The sequence below is a fragment of the Sphingobium phenoxybenzoativorans genome, assembly GCF_018286635.1.
Lineage (GTDB): Bacteria > Pseudomonadota > Alphaproteobacteria > Sphingomonadales > Sphingomonadaceae > Sphingobium > Sphingobium phenoxybenzoativorans.
Map to the genome: position 1 here is coordinate 969,826 of NZ_CP073910.1, position 19,189 is coordinate 989,014.

General features: G+C 60.7%; 21 protein-coding genes. 12 read left to right on the plus strand and 9 right to left on the minus strand.

Features of this window, described 5'->3' with window-relative positions:
• Positions 1–15 precede the first annotated feature (15 nt).
• Positions 16–873 (plus strand): SDR family oxidoreductase, encoded by an 858-nt coding sequence (locus KFK14_RS04780; protein ID WP_212610062.1) that lies wholly within the window; start codon positions 16–18, stop codon positions 871–873.
• Between the two features lie 29 nt (positions 874–902).
• On the opposite strand, the gene KFK14_RS04785 is transcribed toward KFK14_RS04780, so the two are convergent.
• Positions 903–1,640, minus strand: coding sequence for an SDR family NAD(P)-dependent oxidoreductase (locus KFK14_RS04785; RefSeq protein WP_212610063.1), 738 nt, complete (start codon positions 1,638–1,640; stop codon positions 903–905).
• Between the two features lie 242 nt (positions 1,641–1,882).
• Here KFK14_RS04785 and KFK14_RS04790 point away from each other — a divergent pair, with 242 nt between their 5' ends.
• Both KFK14_RS04790 and KFK14_RS04795 read left to right on the plus strand, forming a co-directional pair.
• On the plus strand, positions 1,883–2,662 hold the full coding sequence (locus KFK14_RS04790; RefSeq protein WP_212610064.1) for an SDR family NAD(P)-dependent oxidoreductase: 780 nt from the start codon (positions 1,883–1,885) through the stop codon (positions 2,660–2,662).
• 38 nt (positions 2,663–2,700) lie between these two features.
• Positions 2,701–3,873, plus strand: coding sequence for an acetyl-CoA C-acetyltransferase (locus KFK14_RS04795; RefSeq protein ID WP_212610065.1), 1,173 nt, complete (start codon positions 2,701–2,703; stop codon positions 3,871–3,873).
• A gap of 52 nt (positions 3,874–3,925) precedes the next feature.
• On the opposite strand, the gene KFK14_RS04800 is transcribed toward KFK14_RS04795, so the two are convergent.
• Genes KFK14_RS04800 through KFK14_RS04810 form a run of 3 tightly spaced genes read right to left on the minus strand, consistent with a single transcriptional unit; the run spans position 3,926 to position 6,397 of the window.
• Positions 3,926–5,107 (minus strand): thiolase family protein, encoded by a 1,182-nt coding sequence (locus KFK14_RS04800; RefSeq protein WP_212610066.1) that lies wholly within the window; start codon positions 5,105–5,107, stop codon positions 3,926–3,928.
• A complete protein-coding gene (locus KFK14_RS04805) occupies positions 5,104–5,517 on the minus strand; it encodes a Zn-ribbon domain-containing OB-fold protein (RefSeq protein WP_212610067.1) in 414 nt (137 codons plus the stop codon). The genes KFK14_RS04800 and KFK14_RS04805 overlap by 4 nt, the downstream gene beginning before the upstream one ends.
• A complete protein-coding gene (locus KFK14_RS04810) occupies positions 5,504–6,397 on the minus strand; it encodes an alpha/beta fold hydrolase (RefSeq protein ID WP_212610068.1) in 894 nt (297 codons plus the stop codon). The genes KFK14_RS04805 and KFK14_RS04810 overlap by 14 nt, the downstream gene beginning before the upstream one ends.
• Before the next feature lie 136 nt (positions 6,398–6,533).
• Here KFK14_RS04810 and KFK14_RS04815 point away from each other — a divergent pair, with 136 nt between their 5' ends.
• Genes KFK14_RS04815 through paaG form a run of 3 tightly spaced genes read left to right on the plus strand, consistent with a single transcriptional unit; the run spans position 6,534 to position 9,721 of the window.
• Positions 6,534–7,304: an SDR family NAD(P)-dependent oxidoreductase gene (locus KFK14_RS04815; RefSeq protein WP_212610069.1), complete on the plus strand. Its 771-nt coding sequence runs from the start codon at positions 6,534–6,536 to the stop codon at positions 7,302–7,304.
• 57 nt (positions 7,305–7,361) lie between these two features.
• Positions 7,362–8,933, plus strand: coding sequence for an acyl-CoA synthetase (locus KFK14_RS04820; RefSeq protein ID WP_246525019.1), 1,572 nt, complete (start codon positions 7,362–7,364; stop codon positions 8,931–8,933).
• Entirely contained in the window at positions 8,930–9,721 is a 792-nt protein-coding gene (paaG, locus tag KFK14_RS04825) for a 2-(1,2-epoxy-1,2-dihydrophenyl)acetyl-CoA isomerase PaaG (protein ID WP_212610071.1), read from the plus strand. The genes KFK14_RS04820 and paaG overlap by 4 nt, the downstream gene beginning before the upstream one ends.
• A gap of 6 nt (positions 9,722–9,727) precedes the next feature.
• Here the strand turns inward: paaG and KFK14_RS04830 are convergent, their stop codons facing one another.
• Together KFK14_RS04830 and KFK14_RS04835 are read right to left on the minus strand one after the other, a co-directional pair.
• A complete protein-coding gene (locus tag KFK14_RS04830) occupies positions 9,728–10,534 on the minus strand; it encodes an SDR family oxidoreductase (protein ID WP_212610072.1) in 807 nt (268 codons plus the stop codon).
• A gap of 5 nt (positions 10,535–10,539) precedes the next feature.
• A complete protein-coding gene (locus tag KFK14_RS04835) occupies positions 10,540–11,103 on the minus strand; it encodes a nuclear transport factor 2 family protein (RefSeq protein ID WP_212610073.1) in 564 nt (187 codons plus the stop codon).
• A gap of 139 nt (positions 11,104–11,242) precedes the next feature.
• On the opposite strand from KFK14_RS04835, the gene KFK14_RS04840 reads away from it, so the two are divergent.
• Positions 11,243–11,704, plus strand: coding sequence for a MarR family winged helix-turn-helix transcriptional regulator (locus tag KFK14_RS04840; protein ID WP_070153611.1), 462 nt, complete (start codon positions 11,243–11,245; stop codon positions 11,702–11,704).
• 11 nt (positions 11,705–11,715) lie between these two features.
• Here KFK14_RS04840 and KFK14_RS04845 read toward each other — a convergent pair whose 3' ends face one another.
• Positions 11,716–12,666 (minus strand): LysR family transcriptional regulator, encoded by a 951-nt coding sequence (locus KFK14_RS04845; protein WP_212610074.1) that lies wholly within the window; start codon positions 12,664–12,666, stop codon positions 11,716–11,718.
• Between the two features lie 102 nt (positions 12,667–12,768).
• Between KFK14_RS04845 and KFK14_RS04850 the strand changes: the two genes are divergently transcribed.
• From KFK14_RS04850 to KFK14_RS04870, 5 genes are all read left to right on the plus strand, one after another.
• Positions 12,769–13,932 carry an acyl-CoA dehydrogenase family protein gene (locus KFK14_RS04850; protein WP_070153608.1) on the plus strand — a complete coding sequence of 388 codons (1,164 nt, stop codon included), beginning with the start codon at positions 12,769–12,771 and terminating at the stop codon, positions 13,930–13,932.
• Positions 13,932–15,047, plus strand: coding sequence for a CaiB/BaiF CoA transferase family protein (locus KFK14_RS04855; protein ID WP_246524884.1), 1,116 nt, complete (start codon positions 13,932–13,934; stop codon positions 15,045–15,047). Before KFK14_RS04850 ends, KFK14_RS04855 begins: the two co-directional genes overlap by 1 nt.
• Positions 15,047–15,889 (plus strand): HTD2 family dehydratase, encoded by an 843-nt coding sequence (locus KFK14_RS04860; protein ID WP_246524886.1) that lies wholly within the window; start codon positions 15,047–15,049, stop codon positions 15,887–15,889. Before KFK14_RS04855 ends, KFK14_RS04860 begins: the two co-directional genes overlap by 1 nt.
• Positions 15,886–16,731: an HpcH/HpaI aldolase/citrate lyase family protein gene (locus KFK14_RS04865; protein ID WP_212610076.1), complete on the plus strand. Its 846-nt coding sequence runs from the start codon at positions 15,886–15,888 to the stop codon at positions 16,729–16,731. The genes KFK14_RS04860 and KFK14_RS04865 overlap by 4 nt, the downstream gene beginning before the upstream one ends.
• Before the next feature lie 65 nt (positions 16,732–16,796).
• Entirely contained in the window at positions 16,797–17,087 is a 291-nt protein-coding gene (locus tag KFK14_RS04870) for a hypothetical protein (protein WP_070152190.1), read from the plus strand.
• A 305-nt stretch (positions 17,088–17,392) separates the two neighbouring features.
• Here KFK14_RS04870 and KFK14_RS24190 read toward each other — a convergent pair whose 3' ends face one another.
• Positions 17,393–17,527 (minus strand): hypothetical protein, encoded by a 135-nt coding sequence (locus KFK14_RS24190; protein ID WP_281417177.1) that lies wholly within the window; start codon positions 17,525–17,527, stop codon positions 17,393–17,395.
• Between the two features lie 132 nt (positions 17,528–17,659).
• Positions 17,660–19,171, minus strand: a complete 1,512-nt coding sequence (locus KFK14_RS04875; RefSeq protein WP_212610077.1) for a CRTAC1 family protein — start codon at positions 19,169–19,171, stop codon at positions 17,660–17,662.
• Positions 19,172–19,189: the final 18 nt, after the last annotated feature.

Sequence of the window (19,189 nt, forward strand, 5' to 3'; positions counted from 1 at the left end):
TGGAGAGCTGCAGGAATGGAGAGGTTTTTCATCACAGGGTGTAGCAGCGGCTTCGGTCTTGCGACAGCGGAACTGGCGGCGCGTGCGGGGCATGACGTGTATGCAACCGTGCGAAATCTGTCGAGCGCTGGGCCGCTTGAGGAATTGCGGGATGGCGGTCTGCCTATCGCCATCGGAAAGCTCGACGTCACGAGTGCTGCGGATGTAGACGCGGCATTGGCGGATGCTTCCGCCCGCCATCCGATCGACATTCTTGTCAACAATGCAGGCTACGAGGTTGTGGCGCCCGTCGAGCATTTGAGCGACGCGCAAATGCTGTCGCAGTTCGACACCAACGTCTTTGGCGTTCTTCGCCTGATCCGCAGCATATTGCCGAGCATGCGCGCGCGTCGACAAGGCCGGATCATCAACATTTCCTCGGTCGTGGCGCATATGTCGGTTGCGCACAGGGGCGCTTACTGCGCATCGAAACATGCGCTGGAGGGGCTGACCAAATCTCTGTGGATCGAGTTGCGACCATTTGGAATAGATGTGATTTCCGTCGCGCCTGGAGCGTTCCCCACGCGCTTTGCCGCCAACTATGTATATCCCGACGGCTTTGACGAGCAGTCGCCATACTGGCCATTCGAAATGCGCCTCCGCAACGGCATGGGGCCATTCATCCAGGAAATGATGGCGGGTCAGACGGCCGATGACGTCGCAAGTGCTGTTATGGAGGTGGCGACAATGGCCAAGCCGCCTTACCAGTGGATTGTCGGCCGTGACGCGGAACTGTTGATCCCTCTCGCCCGGTCCAAAGATTTGGCGCCCCTGATGGAGGACTGGTATGCAGATTTGGGCATGATTGACCTGCTGCGCCCCAGTGCCTCCTAACGACCAGTGCTTCCTAGCCGCTTATGCCGTTAGGCAAGAAAGCCGCCGTCGACGATCAATTCCGCGCCGTTGACATAGGATGCATCATCCGAAAGCAGGAATGCGACGGCGGTTGCGATTTCTTCCGGGCGGCCAATCCTGCGCGCTGGGATATATTGCGCGAACTGATTGCTGGATTCGCGATCAACGTCCAACATTGGCGTATCGATGACGCCGGGGGAGAGGGTGTTTACGCGAAGTCCTTTCGAGGCATAGTCCAGCGTGGCGCTGCGTGTGAGGCCAATTACGGCATGCTTCGAAGCCGAATAGGCTGAACGATCGGCAAATCCCTTATGCGCGAACACGGACGAAATGTTGACGATCGCGCCGCCGCCTGCTGCGAGGATAGCGGGGATCTCGTAGCGCATGGCATGGAAGATGCCGTCCAGATTGACGGAGATGGTTTCGCTCCATTCGGATGGAGCAAGCTCGCCGATGGGCTTGGGGGTTTGTGATACGCCTGCGCAGTTGACGCCGAAATGCAGCGCGCCGAATGTTTCGACCGTCTTCGAAACTGCGCGCTCCATCTCGTCGGGCTTCGCTACATTGGCTGCGATGCCGATGGCCGAACCTCCGGCCGCAGCTATTTCTGCGCTAACCTTTTCAAGGGGGGCTGAATCAATTCCGACAAGCGCCACGTTCGCGCCTTTGGACGCCAGGTGACGCGCCACTGCTGCGCCCATGCCGCTGCCAGCGCCGGTAATCAGGGCCGTTTTGCCTTCAAACATCAATCGTCTCCCGTCATTCTATATTGCATGCAAATAAGTTGGGATGCTGCGAATGTCACGCGAATTTGTGCATCGGTAAAGGAGAGGCGGAAAGGTCGCGAATTTCCCTTCAATAGAGGAAACCGCTAGAAACTCGGCAAATTTCAATGGAGGGACGATGTTCATTCTGCCTTACGGGTTGCGCCGTTAGGCGGTATCGTGCATGCAATATGCGAATGAATTGGTGATATAGGAGAATCGGGGTGCGTCTGGATGGATCGATTTCGGCTGTGGTCACGGGCGGGGCTTCGGGCCTGGGCGAGGCGACAGCGCGGGCGCTCGCGGCACAAGGCGTAAAAGTCGCGATCTTCGATCTCAATGCGGAACGGGGCGAGGCGGTCGCAAAGGAACTAGGCGGCGCATTCTGTTCAGTCGATGTGACGTCTGCGGAATCCGTGGCGGCGGGCTTCACTGCTGCGCGCGCAGCGCATGGGCAGGAGCGCATCCTGGTGAGTTGTGCGGGTGGCGGCACGTCCGCAAAGATCATCCGCCGCAATCGCGAGACAGGCGCGATTGAGCCTATGGCATTGGATCGCTTCACCAAGATCGTCCACCTCAATCTGATGAGCGCATTTCAGTGCGCCGCCGTTTCCGCCGCGGGCATGGCATCCCTCGATCCCATCGACGGCGAACGCGGGGTTATCGTCAACACCGCCTCGGCCGCAGCCAAGGATGGCCAGATCGGACAAGTCGCCTATGCCGCGGCAAAGGCGGGGATCGTCGGCATGACCCTGCCTATCGCGCGCGACCTTGCATCGGAATTCATCCGCGTGAACACGATCATGCCGGGCATCTTCGCTACCCCCCCGATGCTCGCTGCGCCGGAGGAGATGCGCAAGAGTCTCGCCGAATCCGTGCCATTCCCAAGCCGTCTCGGCGCGCCGGAGGAGTATGCGTCGATGGTGCTGGAGCTTTGCCGCAACGGTTATGTCAACGGTGAGGTCATCCGCCTTGACGGTGCAATCCGCATGCCGCCGCGCTGATCGCGGGCAGATATTTTCCCTGTTTTTCGAGGATCGTCATGGCTGAAGCATATATTGTCGCCGCTACCCGCACAGCCGGAGGCCGCCGGGGTGGGCGTCTGAGGAACTGGCATCCGGCGGATTTGTCCGGGCGCGTGATTGATGCGCTGGTCGAACAATCCGGCATCGACCCTGCCCAGGTGGACGATGTTGTCATGGGATGTGTCACCCAGGTCGGCGAGCAGGCGTTCAACGTCGCCCGTCAGGCGATATTATCGTCGAACCTGCCCGAAACAGTGCCCGGCGTGACGGTCGATCGTCAGTGCGGATCGTCCCAGCAGGCGATCCATTTTGCTGCGCAGGCGGTGATCGCCGGGAGCGCGCAGGTTGTCATCGCCGCCGGTGTCGAGAGCATGACGCGCGTTCCGATGAGCTCGGCTTACACGCTGGCCCATGAAAAGGGTTGGGGCGGGCCGATGAGTCCTGTGATGCTGGAACGCCGCCCCGGCTTTGCGTATAATCAGTTCAAGGGCGCGGAGATGATGGCCGCCAAATATGGCTTTTCCCGCGCCGATTGCGATGCATTGGCTTTGTCCAGCCACAAGCGCGCCATCGCGGCGACCGAAAGCGGGCTGTTCGCGGAGGAAATCCTGTCCGTTTCGGGTGTCGATGCTGAAGGCAACGCAGTTCCGCATGACGTCGACGAAGGCATAAGGTTTGATGCCACGCCGGAATCGATTGGGGCGGTGAAGACAGTGCTGCCTGACGGGCTGGTCACCGCCGCCAGTTCCAGCCAGATTTGCGACGGTTCGGCCGGCGTCCTGATCGTCAGCGAAGCAATGCTGAAATCGTTGAATGTCGCTCCCCTGGCGCGCATCCATCAGATGACCGTACTGGGCGGCGACCCTGTCATCATGCTCGAAACGCCTATTCCTGCAACCGAGCGCGCGCTCAAGGCCGCCGGAATGTCAATTCAGGACATCGACCTCTATGAAGTGAATGAGGCTTTCGCCCCAGTGCCGCTTGCCTGGGCGAAAGCTATCGGCGCTGATCTGGACCGGTTGAATGTGCATGGCGGTGCAATGGCGCTTGGGCATCCCATGGGCGCGTCGGGCGCGAAACTCGCGACCACGCTCATTCATGCGCTGCGCCAGCGCAAGGGGCGTTACGGCCTTCAGACCATGTGCGAAGGCGGCGGTTTGGCCAATGTGACGATCTTCGAAGCATTATGACTACGCGGGCGGGCGGCTGTTACAGTCGCCCGCGCCACTTCGCACGAAGAACCTAATCGTTTCGTAGCAGCATGCAGGAGGCCAATGGGCCGCCGCCTGTTCCCACGACCGCAGTATTTACAGGCTTCGCAATCTGTCGCGCTCCAGCGCCGCCGCGCAGTTGGAGGCATGCTTCGTGGAGATAGCCGTAGCCGTGCACGCGGCCCTCTGACAATTGTCCGCCGGATGTGTTCAGGGGCAATTCGCCTGTCAGCGCGATGCGAGCGCCTCCTTCAATGAAGGCGCCGCTCTCACCCTTCCCGCAAAAGCCCAGCGCTTCCAGCCAAAGCATCGTCAGGATCGTGAAACCGTCGTAGAGCTGCGCGGTGTCTATATCCGACGGCTTCATATCGGTGCGGGACCACATCATCTTCGCGGCGTCGAACGCCGCCATGCTGGTCAGGTCCGCCCGCTGATCCCAACTGTCGCGGCCATGCAGCGCCGATCCAACGGCTTCCAGCCTGATCGGTGCATGGCGAAGGTCGCCGGCGGCATCGGCGCGTGAGAAGATGATCGCGGTCGCCCCATCCACCGGCACGTCGCAGTCATAAAGGCAGAGCGGAGTCGAAATCATCCGCGCACCCATATAATCGTCGAGAGTCAGCGGCGTGCGATATATCGCCTTGGGATTAAGGGCTGCGTTCCGCCTGCAGTTAAGCGGAATCTGCGCCATCTGTTCACGTGTGGTGCCGTAATCATGAAAATGCCGCTGGGCGTAGAGGGCGGTCCAGTTTGATGCGGACATCGCGCCCATGGGCAGTTGCCACTGAAAACGGGCGTCCGGAACGCGCGCAGTGCCAAATGCAGTGCCAGCGCCCGTCTGCTTGCGTGTCGTGGCTTCATAAACTGTGCGGAACACGACCACATGGCGGGCCAGTCCCGCCGCTATCGCGCCGATCGCATTGATGGCTGCACCGAATTGAGCCGGCGCTTCCTTGCCGCCGGCAAAATAATTGAGCTTCAGGCCCAACGCTTCCTTGATGTCTGTGGTGCCGACCGGGCCAAAGCCCGGATCGCTGTCCATCCGGCCGGGCCAGGTCGTCAGCCCGTCTATATCGGCTGGCGTCAATCCGGCATCCTCGATGGCCGCCAGAATGGCGTCGATGGTCAGCAGGAGCGCCGACCGCGAGGAGGGGCGTGCGATCTCCGACTGGCCTATGCCGGTGATGGCGACCTGTTTCTCGCCAAATGTCATGCGCCTTCCTCCGGCTGGAAAAGGGGAAGCCACACATCGTCATGCTGTTCGAATAACACCTGGACGGACTGGCCAATATTTATCGTCTCTGGCGGCGCGTTGACGATATTGGTGGTTATCCGGATATCCGGCTGTTCATCCAATTCAACGATTGCGATCACGAACGGCACCTTCATGTCGGGCAGCCATTTCTGGTGATTTACGGTGAAGCTGGCGATCTTCGCGCGGCCCGATACGGCTTCTGGCGCCACCCGTTCGCTGTAACAATGGGGGCATACCGGACTGGGCGGATGATGTCGGCGCGTGCATTGCGCGCACCGCATAATCATTAGTTTCCCCTCGCGGCCTCCGGTCCAGAAAGCCTCCGTCTCCGGCGTCAGCACCGGCAACGGCGCGTTATTGGCCAACATCCCCTGTCCTCTCGTTTCGTATATTTTCTGCAAAGGCGATCAGTTCCCTGCCGAACAGATCGTTTCTGTCGCCCGCAACCATGTGCCGCGCGCCGGGAATGTCGACGGTCGCCCCCCTGTTGAACAGCGCCATGAAGTTTTTTGCGACGTCTGCGGTCACCAGTTCGCTCAACTCGCCGCGCAGCAGCAGCGCTGGCGCATCTATATGCGCCGCCGCCTGCTCCAGCCGCTTGCTTGTGCGTTCCGGTTCCAGTGGCTTGGCAATTGTCTGCGGGTCCCAGTGCCAGTAAAAGCGGCCGTCTTCTCCCTCCCGCAAATTTTTTCTCAGGCCCTCAATGTCTGTAGGGCGTGGGCGATGGGGGACATAGGCGGCAATGGCGTCCGCCGCCTGTTCAGGCGTGTCGAAGCCTTTGCTGGTCTCTCTCATGAAGCCCAATATGCCGGCCACGCCGTCTGATTTGAGATGGGGCGAGACATCGACCAGACATAGGCCCGAAATCGGAGCATAGTCCGGCTCACCGGCGGCCAGAAGCGACGCTATGCCACCCAGTGATGCGCCCACCAGTATAGGCGGGCGGTCCAGAGTCGCAGAGAATAGTCGCAAATCCTCGGCATAATCTTCGATCACGTAAAGGCCGGACGACATCCAGCCGCTTTCCCCATGGCCACGCAGATCCAGCGAGATTGCGAGGAAGCCCAACTCCGCCAAAGAATGCGCTGTACGGCCCCAGGCATATCGGGTTTGTCCCCCACCATGCGAAAGAATGACCGGCAGACCGTCAGCAGGGCCGACCGCTGTTCCAGCGATGGTCAGGCCATGTGCGCCCGCAAATGTGATGCGCCGCTGGTCAAAGTCATTCGGACGGTTTTTCTCAATCATGGGGTTCCTGCCTAGCTTCTACTGTATTTTGCATGCAACTCATTTCTGAAAAGCCAAGCCAAAAGCGTATTCGGCTAATTTAATGACCGTTCTCTCACGCAAGCTGCTTTCGGAAAATATGGACAAGTAATTTTGCATGCAATATGTCGAAGTGATGGAGCATAAAGATAAGATAGCTATCGTCACCGGAGGCGCCCGCGGGTTCGGTTTTGGCTTTGCACAGGCATTATGCGCCGCTGGCGCAACGGTTGTCATCCTGGATAGGGATGGAGATGAGGCGCGACGCGCAGCCAGTTCCCTTTCCGTCGATGGCGCATCGTGCAGCGCCGTTTCCTGTGACGTCAGCGACGAACAAGCGGTCGACTCGGCGGTCGCCCATATTGTCGAAACGCTGGGTGGTGTGGACATCCTGATCAACAATGCCGGGCTTCTGGCCAACCGGTACAGCGCAGATTTTTCCATCATATCGCGAGCGGATGTCCGCGCTGTGTTGGAAGTGAATGTCATGGGCGTCATCAATTGCTCGGTGGCGGTCAGGTCCGCAATGGCCCGGCGTGGGGGTGGCGTCATTCTCAACCTCGCGTCGATTGCAGGATATACGATACCTGGGCCCTATGGCTTGTCGAAGCTCGCCGTGCGCGGGTTGACCGTCAGTTTTGCCCGTGAGTTTGCGCCTGATAATATACGGGTCAATGCCGTGGCGCCGGGATTGATGGCGACGGAGTCGGTCATGGCGGACCTTCCGTCCGATATGGTCGGCCATTTCATCAATGATCTGCAATTGCTCAAGCGCCAGGGGCTTCCCGGCGATATCGTGGATGCGGCGATGTTCCTTTGTTCGGACAAGGCGAGTTTCATCACCGGGGAAACTTTGCGGGTGTCGGGAGGCTTTCCTCTTGAGGTCTGAGAGGCGGATAGTGACGAAGCGGATTGTCCAAAACGGCTTTGAGTGGAGTTGCGCGTGATGATTGGACTGACGCAGGGAATGCGGCGCGCGCTTTTGATGCGCCCGCATGGCGTGGCGATCCTCGACGGTGACGCGCAGTTCAGTTGGGCGCAGTTTGTGGACCGGACCGCGCGGCTTGCTGGCATGTTCAAATCGCTTGGATTGGAGACGGGGGATCGCGTCGCCTTGCTTGCGTTGAACAGCCACCGGTCCCTGGAATGCTATTTCGCTGCGTTGCATGCGGGGGGCGTGATAACGCCGCTCAATCACCGGCTATCTGTTCAGGAGATTGCAGCGCAGATTGCCGATGCTGAGCCGAAGATTATCGTTCTTGGTCCCGACTTTGCGCAATTCGCTGGCGAGTTGAAGCATGCATCGGGTGGAACGGTGTCCGCCATCATCCATTGTGCGGATGGCCCCGCGCCAGATGGCATGACGGCTTATGAGGCGGCGTTGGCGGTCGCGCAGGCCGTACCGGACGCGGGGCGGGGCGGCGATGACCTTGCCTGTCTGTTTTATACCGGAGGCACGACCGGAGCGCCGAAGGGCGTGATGCTCAGCCATGCCAATATCCTCGCCAATTCGGCGAATTTTATATCGCACATCGGTATGGATGAGCGCACGGTTCACCTCCATTGCGGCCCGCTATTCCATGTCGCGGCGGGCGTCAGGCTGTTTTCGGTGACGCAGGCGGCGGGCACGCATGTCGTTCTGCCGCGCTTCGTCGCGGGCGAAGTTCTGTCCGTGATCGCACGGCATCGCGTGACGCTGGCGACTTTTGTGCCGACGATGCTAAGCGCCTTGCTGGATGAGCCAGAGATAGCAAGCGCTGATCTGTCCTCGCTGCGCTACATAACCTATGGCGCGGCCGCCATGCCGGAGGCGTTGCTGCGGCAGGTTATGACGCGATTGCCGGATGTCCGGTTCGTCCAGTCCTATGGGATGACGGAGACATCGCCAATCGCGACGATGCTGGGCTGGCGTGAACATATGCCGGAGATGGCGGCGAAAGGATTGCTGCGGTCAGCGGGCCGTCCGGCGCTGCTTGCGGACATTGCGGTGGTCGATCCATCTGGCGCTCCAGTTCTGGCCGGGGAGCGGGGAGAGATTGTCGTACGCGGGCCTATGGTCATGCTGGGATATTGGCGGCAGGCTGATGCCACGGCCGAGGCGCTGCGCGGCGGATGGATGCATACGGGCGACATCGGTTATCTGGATGGTGACGGCTATCTCTATGTCGTCGACCGTCTGAAGGATGTGATTATTTCCGGCGGGGAGAATGTCTATTCGCAGGAGGTTGAAAACGCCATTGCCGCGCACCCGTCCGTGCAGCAGTGCGCTGTATTCGGCCGGCCGGATGCGCGCTGGGGCGAAGCCGTTCACGCGGTCGTTGTACCCGTGTCAGGTGTGGCAATCGAGCCGCAGCAGGTGATCGATCATTGCAAGTCGATGATCGCAGGCTTCAAATGTCCGCGATCGGTCGAAGTGCGATTGACCCCTCTGCCCCTTAGTGGCGCAAACAAGATATTGAAGAACGAACTGCGCGCTGACTTGCTGGCCAGGGAAGCGCGTTCCGAGGTGCAGGCATGAACGAGGATTCGCCAGTTCTACTGTCTATCGACGGGGGTGTTGGGCGGATAATGCTCAACCGGCCGGACCGGCTCAATGCATTCACCGTGGGCATGCATGAGGCGTTGATGCGGGCGCTGGACACTCTGGAAGCGGACGGTTCGGTCCGGGTGATATTGCTCACAGGGGCGGGGCGCGCATTCAGCGCCGGTCAGGACCTTGCCGAGCGCAATGTCGAGAGCGGCGCGCCGCTGGACCTGGGCCATAATATTGAAACCTATTATAATCCTCTGGTCCGCCGGATCGTCGCTTTACCCTTTCCCGTGATCTGCGCCGTAAACGGCGTGGCGGCTGGGGCGGGGGCGAATATTGCCCTGCTGGCTGATATCGTGATTGCAAAACGCAGTGCGCGCTTCATCCAGGCGTTCGCCAAGATCGGCTTGCTGCCCGATAGCGGCGGGACCTGGACTCTCCCGCATCTTGTTGGCAATCCGCGCGCTATGGCGATGGCTTTGACCGGGGAGCCTGTCGATGCCAGCCAGGCTGCGGACTGGGGCATGATCTGGAAAGCCGTTGATGACGAGGCTTTCGATACGGAAGTTGAAAAGCTGCTGATGACGCTAGCGGCGGCGCCGACAGCCGGGTTGGTGGAGACCAAACGCGCCATCAGGCGGTCGTGGGCGTCGACTTTTGACGATCAACTCGATCATGAACGCGATGCCCAGCGGCGGCTGGGATTGACCAATGACTATCGAGAGGGCGTGAGCGCTTTCAAGGAAAAGCGCTCTCCCGCCTTCAAAGGCCGGTAAAGGCCGTCAGATCATCGCCATCGATACGCCGCCGTCGCAAAGTATTGTCTCGCCCGTGGTGTAGCCGGCGCGTGCCGAACACAGAAAAGCGCATAGCGCCGCCATCTCATCCGGGGTCCCCATACGCCGCATCGGGATGCGGTCGTTGACGAAGCGGTCCATAAATTGGGTTGTGCTTATGCCCGCTTCGGCCGCTTGCTGCGCACACCATGCCCGTGCGCTGCCGGTATCGATCGCGCCGGTAAGGATCGTGTTGACCGTAATGCCGAAGGGGGCCAATTCCGCCGACAGGGTTTTGCTCAAACCGACGGCGGCGACCCGTTCCGTATTTGCCAGCACATAGGCGGCATCCCTGTCTCCCCGGAAAGGTTGTTTTGCGACGTTCGAGCCGATGGTGACGATCCGTCCCCATCCCTCCGCCTTCATTCCGGGCAGAACCGCCTTCGCCATCGCGGCGAAGCAACCAACCACTTGATGATGGGCTTCAGCGAAATCAGCAATGGTCATCGCATCGAAATCGCCGGATCGGGGTGACAAACCGTTGAATATGGCGATGGTGGGCGGACCGAGCGTCGCTGTCGCCATGTCAGATGCGTGCCTATAGAATTCCAGATCGGCCAGATCGCCGGCAATGCCGACCGCCTCGTGGCCGCGATGCCGCAAATCACTGACCAACTCATCGAGTCTTGCCTGATCGCGCGCGAGTATTGCGACACGGCAGCCCGCGTTCGTCAGTTCCTCTACGATTGCCAGGCCAATACCTCTCGACCCGCCACAGACCAGCGCAGTGCGGGATCGCAATCCCAGATCCATCGGCCTTAAGCCTGTTCGGCTGGCGCGCGCCAGTCACCATCCTTGCTGGCGGCGACATTCAGCCACCATAAGGCCGGCACTTCCGAAACGGACTCAGGTTGCCGTGTTGTCGAAATGGCCCAGCGGAATATACGCCACTCTCCATCCCGTTTGACGAGATCGCCGCTATAGGTGCCGGTCAGTTGGATGCGTGGCGCCGGTCCTGTGGGCTGCGCGCGCAACTGCACCAGTTCGCATACAATCGAGGCTGATGAAGCGTCCTGCGTGACCACATAAGGATTAACGATACAGTAGATTTTCCGCTCCCCGGAATCGGGGTCATCCAGCATCCGGCGATACGCGGCGAATTGCGGTGTTTCAGCGGCTACGACTTGCGCTATTGGCAGCGGGATGCCCGGCGCTCTGGGCGCGGAAACGGCGTAAGTCGCGTCGGAAGTGAAACAATTGGCCCAGCCATCGATATCACCCACATTGGCGAAATGCGCATAGGCGGCGAATAGATTGACGATTGCCAGACGGTCTTCGGCGAAGTTGCTCTGCGCGCTGGTAGTGCCGGGATGCATGCTCATTATAGTGCTCCTCTCCTGCGAGGAGATTGGCATATTCCCCCGCGATTGAAAGGCCGATTGCGTTGACACGCTCGTAATTGCATGCAAAATACGCACTATGTTGTCTATTTCTCCCCGCGATGTCGGTGTTGAAGGGGGCATGAGCCGATCGGACATAGCGCTTATCGCGCTGGTGGATCAGGTCGTCCGGCTCTCAGGCCGGCTTGCTATTGCCCGCAAGATGACAACAAAAAGCGCGGGCCTCAGGCCCGCTGACTGGCTGATTCTTACGTCCATCTGCCGGGCCAAGACCCATGTTACCGTGGCGCATATTGCAAGAGGGCTGGGGCATAGCCGCCAAGGCGTTCAGCGTGTGGCGAACGAACTGGTCGAACAGGGGTTGGCTTCATTAGTGGATAATCCGCAGGATCGGCGTGCGAAGCTGCTGGTTGCGACAGAGCAGGGGCATCGCCTGTTTGAACTTGCGGCGCGTGAGGCGCGGGATTGGGCGGCGTCGCTGAGCGCAGGCATATCGCCGGAAACGCTATATGGTGCCGCGCGTGTTCTCGCGGAGTTTCGTGAAAGGTTGGAATTGCATTCGCGCAAACTGGGCGCGCGCTAACGTCTTTGCCTTCAGCCGGCGGACGTAGATTTGCCATTCTCCGGTGGCGCTGCGGACATGATCGCTTCACGCAGTAATGCGCTTAGTTCGCGCGCACTGATTGCGCCGGGGCGTTGCGGCGCTGTCGCTATGATCAACGGACGCACCAGGCTGGGCGATCCGACCGGCCATGCAAGCAGCGTTCCCGCATCAAGTTCAGCCCGTACGGCCGACTCTGGAAGGATCGTGAGGGCCATGCCCTGCTTGACCAGAGCGATCGTCGCATCGAGGGAGTCAAACTCGAAGAGCAGGTCAAGCTTGACGTCTGCTGTGGCGGCATGGCGCTCCACCATCTGACGTAAGCCGTGCGCCGGGGTTGACAGCACCAGTGGATGCCCCTTCAGGGCAGAGATAGGCACATGATCGCCCGGCGGGAAGGCAGGGCGCACTACGCTGCCAATGACAGATAGCGGCTCCTGCCCCACTTTTTCACAACGCAAGGCCGAATTGGCCGGTGAATGGTAGAGTATGGCCGCGTCGAGGCGGCCGGTTTGCAACCATTCGAGCAATGTCCCGCTGAACCCTTCGGCGATCCGCAATTTCAGGTTGGGAAAATCCCGCCGCACGCGCGTCGCCAGCGGAAGCGTAAGCAGACGTCCAATCGTGGGGGACAGGCCGATTGTCGCTTCCCCTGCAGGAATGCCGCCAAAAGCGCGAATGCGCCGACCCAGTTCCTCGGCTTCGTCGATCAGGGTCAAAGAGTCGGTCAGTAACGCTTCGCCCGCCGCAGTAAGCAGCACGCCGCGACCTGTGCGGTGAAACAGCGTGACGCCCAATTCCTGCTCAAGCATTTGCATCTGGCGGCTGAGCGCCGGTTGAGCGATCCGCAATGTGCCGCTGGCGGCGGAGATGCTGCCGGAGAGGGCGATCTGACGGAAGTGGCGAAGCTGACGAAGATCCATGGTCGAAATGTAGCAACGCATGGCTCGTAACGCCAGACATGCCTGAACGGCATAGCTGAAAGCGCGAGCGGGTGTTGGACAGGCGCGGCCAATATGCGGATGCAGCGCACAAAGGAGACAGAGATGAGTGCGCACGAACAGCAAAGCTTCCCGGAAATCCGGGAGTCCGTCCGCAGACTGTGCGCCGATTTTCCCGGAACCTACTGGCAAGAGCTGGATAGGGACCGGACCTATCCGACGGCCTTTGTCGATACCCTGACCCGCGAGGGTTTTTTGTCGGTCCTTATCCCGGAGGAGTTTGGCGGTTCCGGTCTGGGGCTTGGCGCGGCTACCGCAATTCTTGAGGAAATCCATCGTTCGGGCTGCAACGGGGGCGCGTGCCATGCGCAAATGTATACCATGGGCACGGTGCTGAAGCATGGATCGGCAGAACAGAAGGCTGCCTATCTTCCCAAGATTGCGACCGGGGAGTTGCGCCTGCAGGCGTTCGGTGTGACCGAACCGACCAGCGGAACGGATACGACCCGCATCCGCACCTTCGCGCGGCGTGACGGCGACGATTATGTCGTCAATGGACAGAAGATATGGATCAGCCGGGCGGAACATAGCGACCTTATGGTCCTGCTCGTTCGTACAACGCCGCGTGAGGAAGTCGCCAAACCATCCGATGGCATTTCGGTGCTGCTCGTCGATATGCAGCAAGCCCTGGGCAATGGCCTGACGATCAGGCCGATCCGCACCATGCTCAATCACGCGACGACGGAATTGTTCTTCGACGATCTTCGCGTTCCCGCCGCCAATCTGATCGGTGAGGAAGGCAAGGGGTTCAAATATATTCTGGACGGAATGAATGCCGAGCGCATCCTGATCGCCAGCGAATGTATCGGGGATGGCCGCTTCTTCATAGATCGCGCGTCGGCGTATGCGACGGAGAGATCGGTATTCGGCCGGCCGATTGGCCAGAATCAGGGTATCCAGTTTCCGATCGCCCGCGCCTATGTGCAACTGACCGCCGCCGCCGAGATGGTCAACAAGGCGGCCGCCATGTTCGAAGCGGGAATCCCATGCGGCACGGAGGCCAATATGGCAAAGATGCTCGCGTCTGAAGCAAGCTGGTATGCGGCCGACATGTGCGTTCAGACGCATGGCGGTTTCGGATTTGCCGAGGAATATGATGTGGAACGCAAATTCCGCGAGACCCGGCTGTATCAGGTCGCGCCGATCAGCACGAACCTGATATTGAGCCACGTCGCAACCCATGCGCTGGGTCTGCCCAAGTCCTTCTGATGGGCGCGCTCGACGGCATATTGGTCGTCGCCATCGAACAGGCGGTGGCTGCCCCATTATGTACGCAGCGGTTGCGGGACGCCGGCGCGCGCGTGATCAAGATCGAGCGGGCGGAAGGAGATTTCGCGCGATCCTATGACCATATTGTGGACGGCGACAGCGCCTATTTCCTCTGGTTGAACCGGGGCAAAGAGTCGATCGTGCTGGATTTCCGGCAGCCGGCGGATGCAGCCCTGTTGCAGGCGATGTTGGCGCGGGCCGACATATTTGTCCAGAACCTGGCGCCGGGGGCGGCCGAGCGGGCGGGTTTTGGCTCGGCGCAAATGCGTGAGCGCCATCCCAAGCTCATTACCTGCGACATCATGGGGTATGACGGGAATAGCCCGTGGCGGGACAAGAAGGCCTATGACCTCCTGATCCAATGCGAGGCCGGGCTGGCCGCGACCACGGGTACGGCAGAAAGCATGGTGCGCACGGGTGTCTCGGTGGCCGATATCGCAGCGGGCCTGAACGCGGCGTCCGCAATCATGGAAGCTTTGTTCGAAAGGACGCGGACGGGCAAGGGGCGGGGCATCAGCGTCGCATTGTTCGATGCTCTGGCGGAATGGATGACTGTGCCATTGCTGCATTTCGAGCATGGCGGAAAAGCGCCCCGCCGCACGGGACTTCATCATCCTTCCATCGCGCCTTATGGCGCCTTCGCTTGCTCGGATGGGCATCAGATTGTTGTCGCTGTGCAGAATGAGCGGGAATGGAGCCGGTTCTGCGCCACCGTTATGGAGCAGCCGGAACTGGCTGACGATGCCCGCTTTACCACCAATGCGAAGCGCGTGGAAAATCGTGCGGCGCTGGAGGATAAGGTTGGCGCTGTCCTCTCCGGGATTGCCCGGGAAGAAGCCGTCAAGCGTCTGGAGGCGGCCGGCATCGGTTGGGCCGATGTCAACGAGATTGCCGGCCTTTCACGCCATCCCGCATTACGGCGGACACCGGCGTCGGGATCGGCCGGGCCGGTCAGCCTGCCGTCCAGTCCGGTCATCCGGGATGAAGGGCGGCATGCCCTGGCCATGCCTGCTCTCGATAGCCATGGCCAAAATATCAGGAAGGAATTCGCGTGATGGACCCGCAATCTTTCATCGGGCGCTGTCAGGTCGATGAGGATATCGCCGACCCAGCGCGCTTCGTCCGGCTGGCGGCAACGCTGGATCATGATCAACCGCCCTGGCTTGAGGGCATGGTGCCGCCGCTTGGCCACTGGCTCTGTTTTCAGCCCGATGCGCGGCATTCGAATGTCGGACCAGATGGGCACCCCGTGCGGTCGGACACCGGTTTGTTGCCCAATGTCGACCTTCCCCGCCGGATGTGGGCGGGAAGCCGCGTGGAGTTCCGGCGCGAGATAGAGAAGGGCGCAGCGATCCGCCGGGTCTCGACGCTTGTTGCCGCTACGCCCAAGAGCGGGCGGTCCGGCGAAATGCTGTTTGTCACGGTAAGGCATGAGATTGGTGAGCGTGATGGAGAGGCGGCCATCGTCGAGGAGCAGGACATCGTATACCGGGAGGCCGCCGCGCCCGGAGCGCCGCTGGCGCGGCCGGCGGTAGCGGTTGAGGGCGACGATGAGGTGGTGCGGATTGTTGCGCCCGATCCGGTCATGCTGTTTCGCTATTCTGCTCTGACATTCAACAGCCACCGTATCCATTATGATCGCGACTATGCGCGCGATGAGGAGGGCTATCCCGGCCTTGTGGTGCAGGGGCCGTTGATCGCGACGCTGCTGATGGATCATCTTTTGCGGCAGAAGGCCGGACGGAAAATTGCCCGTTACAGCTTTCGCGCCATGTCGCCGATGTACGACGGGGAGGAGATGCGCCTTGGTCTTGCCTATGAGAGCGGGCAGGCCAGATTGCGGGCGATCGGGCCGGTTGGCGTGGCGATGACGGCGCAGGCGGACTTCTCCGCATGAGGCCGCTCTGGCGATCGCTGCTGTTCGTGCCAGCGGATGACGAGCAGCGGCTGGCCAAGGTCGCGACGCGCGGAGCCGACGCAGTGATCATCGATCTGGAGGATGCAGTGGCCATCGACCGCAAGGCGGCGGCGCGGCGCTCCGTCAACGGGGCAACCTCCATGATTGCGCAGGCAGGATGCCCCGTCGTTGTGCGCATCAACAGTCTGTGGAGGGATGTGACGGCCGATCTGGATGCCGCCGTGCATCCAGGCGTAGCGGCAATCATGGCACCGAAGGTGGAGGACGCCGCGCGGCTGACGGTGATCGGAGAAATGGTCCGGGAGCTGGCCAGGGAGCGTGGACTGGCGGAGGCGCCGGGCCTGATCGCCCTGATCGAAAGTCCGGTCGGCTTGCGCCAGATCGACGCGATTGCTGCCGTGCCGGGCGTGATCGGGCTTGCCCTGGGGACGGAGGATTTCTCGCTGGCGCTGGGCGTGCCGCCATCGCCGCAATGCCTCGACCTTCCCTGCCGCCAGATCGCTTTGGCCGCGGCAGTGCGGGGGCAGATGGCGATAGGTCTGCCGATTTCCATAGCGACGATCAAGGACGAGGCCGCCTGGGCGGATGCGATAGCGGCGGCAAAGGCCATCGGCATGACCGGTGCGCTGTGCATCCATCCGGCGCAGATTGGTCCAGTCAATGGCGGCTTTTCGCCCGGCGCGGCGGAAGTTGACCGGGCGCGGCGCGTTCTGGCGGCGTGGGACAATGCGCAGGGTGCAAGCGTCATCACGCTAGACGGGCGCATGATCGACCTGCCCGTTGTTCTGGCGGCGCGAAAGGTCGTTGCGCTGGCGGTGTGAAACAGGTCCATCTTTATTTACCCTCTGACGCTATCGTTGTTCGCGACACGTCTGGAGGATGATGAATGGCGGTGGTGTTCCTGCGCTTTGACCAGCCCAACCCGCGTTGGACGGCGGATGGCTCGATGTTGCGTTTTGAAGGCGATTTCGGCGGCGACATCATAGAGTTTCTGGTGTCGGCGCGCGCAGTCGCCGAGATGCTGGGTCCCAATGCCCGGTTCCTGAGAGAGGATAATCCGCACCGCACCTATATGGAGGCGCAGGGTCTCCTCCATCGCTATGCGCACCGCGAATGGAGCAATCTGATCGGCAAGACCAAGTCAGTCACGCTGACGCATGCAGTGTTCGGAGATTGACGGATTTCCGGGATTTTTGCGCTAAACCGGTTATCGAAGTTGCGGAAGTTGCGGGTTGCCATTGCATCTTCCTCGGCCGTCCCAGCGGCCGGGCATGGGCTGGGTTCGATAGTGGCGTGAGCCACCGGAAATGGCCGCGGAGAACGGTCATTGGCGAGGTTATCTCCAGCAGTCTTTTCCAACATGTCGATCCCTTTCCGCTTCAGCCGGATCGGGGCTAACATTGGGGAAGGATGTAGGACAGGAACGCTATTTTCCGCCTGGAGCGAATGACCATGCGCGGCCTTTAACGGGCGGGACGCGCATCAGTTGAGACTGTTATCCTCAAAATCGAGAATATCCCGCAGGCGGCGGGCAAGGCGCGTCAGTTTATAGATCGCGGCGCTGAAGGCGACAGCGCCAGCACCTATGATATTCTCGATCGCCAGAACCTCATCCATGGGCCGTCTTAACAAGAAGCGGCATGGGCAGGAATCCATGCCGCGAAATATTATGCGCCCCGGATGGGGGAGTATATTGTGCGGGCTGCAAGCCAGTTATGCAGCCCGCGCGCAGTTCGAGCGGCTGCGCCGTCAGTTCCCTTCGCTGACCACCAGCGATTTTCCGGCGAACCGTTTCGGGTCGACATTGCGGACGGTCTGCGTCTTGCGGCCGTTGGCTCCCATGAATGTGACTTCGACGGTCACCGGCTTGTTATCCTTCAAGCCGAAATGCACCGGCGCCGCATTTTCCGAATTATAGCCGTCACCGGTCGACACCTGCCTTGTGGCGATGATCTTGCCGCCCTTGTCGTACAGGCGCACTTCCGCGCCCATGCGGGTGAAACGCCCCTTGGCGTCGAGGACCAGCACCGAGAGGCTGCGGCGCGCAGCGGCCTTTGGAAGATCGTTATGGAACAGGAAATGGCCGCCCTGATCGGTGTATCCGCGCATCACCGAAAGATCGAGCGCGCCGTCGCGGTCATAATCCACCCATTGCACGCCATGGTCGCCAGCGTTGAGCTGCGATTCCGGCGTCAAGACGTTGACGAAACCTTTGCCGCCCTGATTGTGGAACAGGCTGTCCCTGGGCTGCTGCTTGTTCCGTTCTCCAACATAGGACGTGACATAGAGGTCGAGAAAACCGTCATTGTCATAATCGCCCCACACTGCACCGACGGCGTGGTTTTCTACAGCGACGCCCATTTCCTTCGCGACGTTGGTAAAGGTGCCGTCGCCATTATTGTGGTAGAGGGTGTTCACGCCATAATTGGGCACGAACAGGTCCAAAAAGCCGTCATTGTCATAGTCGCCGACGGCGCAGCCAACGCCGCCTTCGTCCTTCGTCCGGCTGGGATTGTCTAGGCCAAGCTGCGGCGCGACATCGACGAAGCTGTCGCCATCGTTGCGCCACAAGGAGTCGGTCGCACCCGACTGATTGGCCAGGAACAGGTCGAGATCGCCGTCCCGGTCATAATCGAACCAGCATGCCCCAACGGTGGGGCGCGTGTCGGAAACGCTGGTCCCCGCAAAGACCTGAACGAATTTGCCATTATCGTTGCGGTACAGCGCATTCGGGCCGATGCGGTTGGACGCATAAAGATCCAGATCGCCATCATTGTCATAATCCAGCCAGCTTGTCTGGCGGGCGGACCGGCCGGGGATCGTCAGGCCCAGTTCCGGCGCGACATTGGTGAACTTCTTTCCGCCTTCATTGTGGAAAACCAGGCTTAGCTGGTCGGGCATGGTCGCCCCGCCAAGCAGGTCGACCCATCCGTCGCCATCATAGTCGCCCCATGCGACGCCGCGCATTTCCGGACCGGAGGAAGGCAGTCCCACCTCCGGGCCGACATTCACGAACTTGCCCTTGTCATTACGATAGAGGCGGATGTCGCCGCTCTTGAGTGAAACGGCGAGATCGAGGTCGCCGTCATTGTCGAAATCCGCCCAGCTATTCGAAAGCGATCCGGCGATGGCGAAGTCGGTCGGCTGAATCGAAGTGAATTTCGGTTCGGCCGGAGCGGCATCCTGCGCCAGCGTTTCCCCGGTCTGCGCGATCAGCAGCAGGGGCAGCGTGCGGAGTAGGGTCCTGGTCAGTGATGTCATGGCAATTCCCCTCAATCG

Excerpts from the sequence above, each read along its gene's own strand:
- KFK14_RS04780 (WP_212610062.1), top strand. The coding sequence starts at position 16 with ATGGAGAGGTTTTTCATCACAGGGTGTAGCAGCGGCTTCGGTCTTGCG.
- KFK14_RS04785 (WP_212610063.1), bottom strand. The coding sequence starts at position 1,640 with ATGTTTGAAGGCAAAACGGCCCTGATTACCGGCGCTGGCAGCGGCATG.
- KFK14_RS04795 (WP_212610065.1), top strand. The coding sequence starts at position 2,701 with ATGGCTGAAGCATATATTGTCGCCGCTACCCGCACAGCCGGAGGCCGC.
- KFK14_RS04800 (WP_212610066.1), bottom strand. The coding sequence starts at position 5,107 with ATGACATTTGGCGAGAAACAGGTCGCCATCACCGGCATAGGCCAGTCG.
- KFK14_RS04805 (WP_212610067.1), bottom strand. The coding sequence starts at position 5,517 with ATGTTGGCCAATAACGCGCCGTTGCCGGTGCTGACGCCGGAGACGGAG.
- KFK14_RS04810 (WP_212610068.1), bottom strand. The coding sequence starts at position 6,397 with ATGATTGAGAAAAACCGTCCGAATGACTTTGACCAGCGGCGCATCACA.
- KFK14_RS04815 (WP_212610069.1), top strand. The coding sequence starts at position 6,534 with ATGCAATATGTCGAAGTGATGGAGCATAAAGATAAGATAGCTATCGTC.
- KFK14_RS04820 (WP_246525019.1), top strand. The coding sequence starts at position 7,362 with ATGATTGGACTGACGCAGGGAATGCGGCGCGCGCTTTTGATGCGCCCG.
- paaG (WP_212610071.1), top strand. The coding sequence starts at position 8,930 with ATGAACGAGGATTCGCCAGTTCTACTGTCTATCGACGGGGGTGTTGGG.
- KFK14_RS04830 (WP_212610072.1), bottom strand. The coding sequence starts at position 10,534 with ATGGATCTGGGATTGCGATCCCGCACTGCGCTGGTCTGTGGCGGGTCG.
- KFK14_RS04835 (WP_212610073.1), bottom strand. The coding sequence starts at position 11,103 with ATGAGCATGCATCCCGGCACTACCAGCGCGCAGAGCAACTTCGCCGAA.
- KFK14_RS04840 (WP_070153611.1), top strand. The coding sequence starts at position 11,243 with ATGAGCCGATCGGACATAGCGCTTATCGCGCTGGTGGATCAGGTCGTC.
- KFK14_RS04845 (WP_212610074.1), bottom strand. The coding sequence starts at position 12,666 with ATGCGTTGCTACATTTCGACCATGGATCTTCGTCAGCTTCGCCACTTC.
- KFK14_RS04850 (WP_070153608.1), top strand. The coding sequence starts at position 12,769 with ATGAGTGCGCACGAACAGCAAAGCTTCCCGGAAATCCGGGAGTCCGTC.
- KFK14_RS04855 (WP_246524884.1), top strand. The coding sequence starts at position 13,932 with ATGGGCGCGCTCGACGGCATATTGGTCGTCGCCATCGAACAGGCGGTG.
- KFK14_RS04860 (WP_246524886.1), top strand. The coding sequence starts at position 15,047 with ATGGACCCGCAATCTTTCATCGGGCGCTGTCAGGTCGATGAGGATATC.
- KFK14_RS04865 (WP_212610076.1), top strand. The coding sequence starts at position 15,886 with ATGAGGCCGCTCTGGCGATCGCTGCTGTTCGTGCCAGCGGATGACGAG.
- KFK14_RS04870 (WP_070152190.1), top strand. The coding sequence starts at position 16,797 with ATGGCGGTGGTGTTCCTGCGCTTTGACCAGCCCAACCCGCGTTGGACG.
- KFK14_RS24190 (WP_281417177.1), bottom strand. The coding sequence starts at position 17,527 with ATGGATGAGGTTCTGGCGATCGAGAATATCATAGGTGCTGGCGCTGTC.
- KFK14_RS04875 (WP_212610077.1), bottom strand. The coding sequence starts at position 19,171 with ATGACATCACTGACCAGGACCCTACTCCGCACGCTGCCCCTGCTGCTG.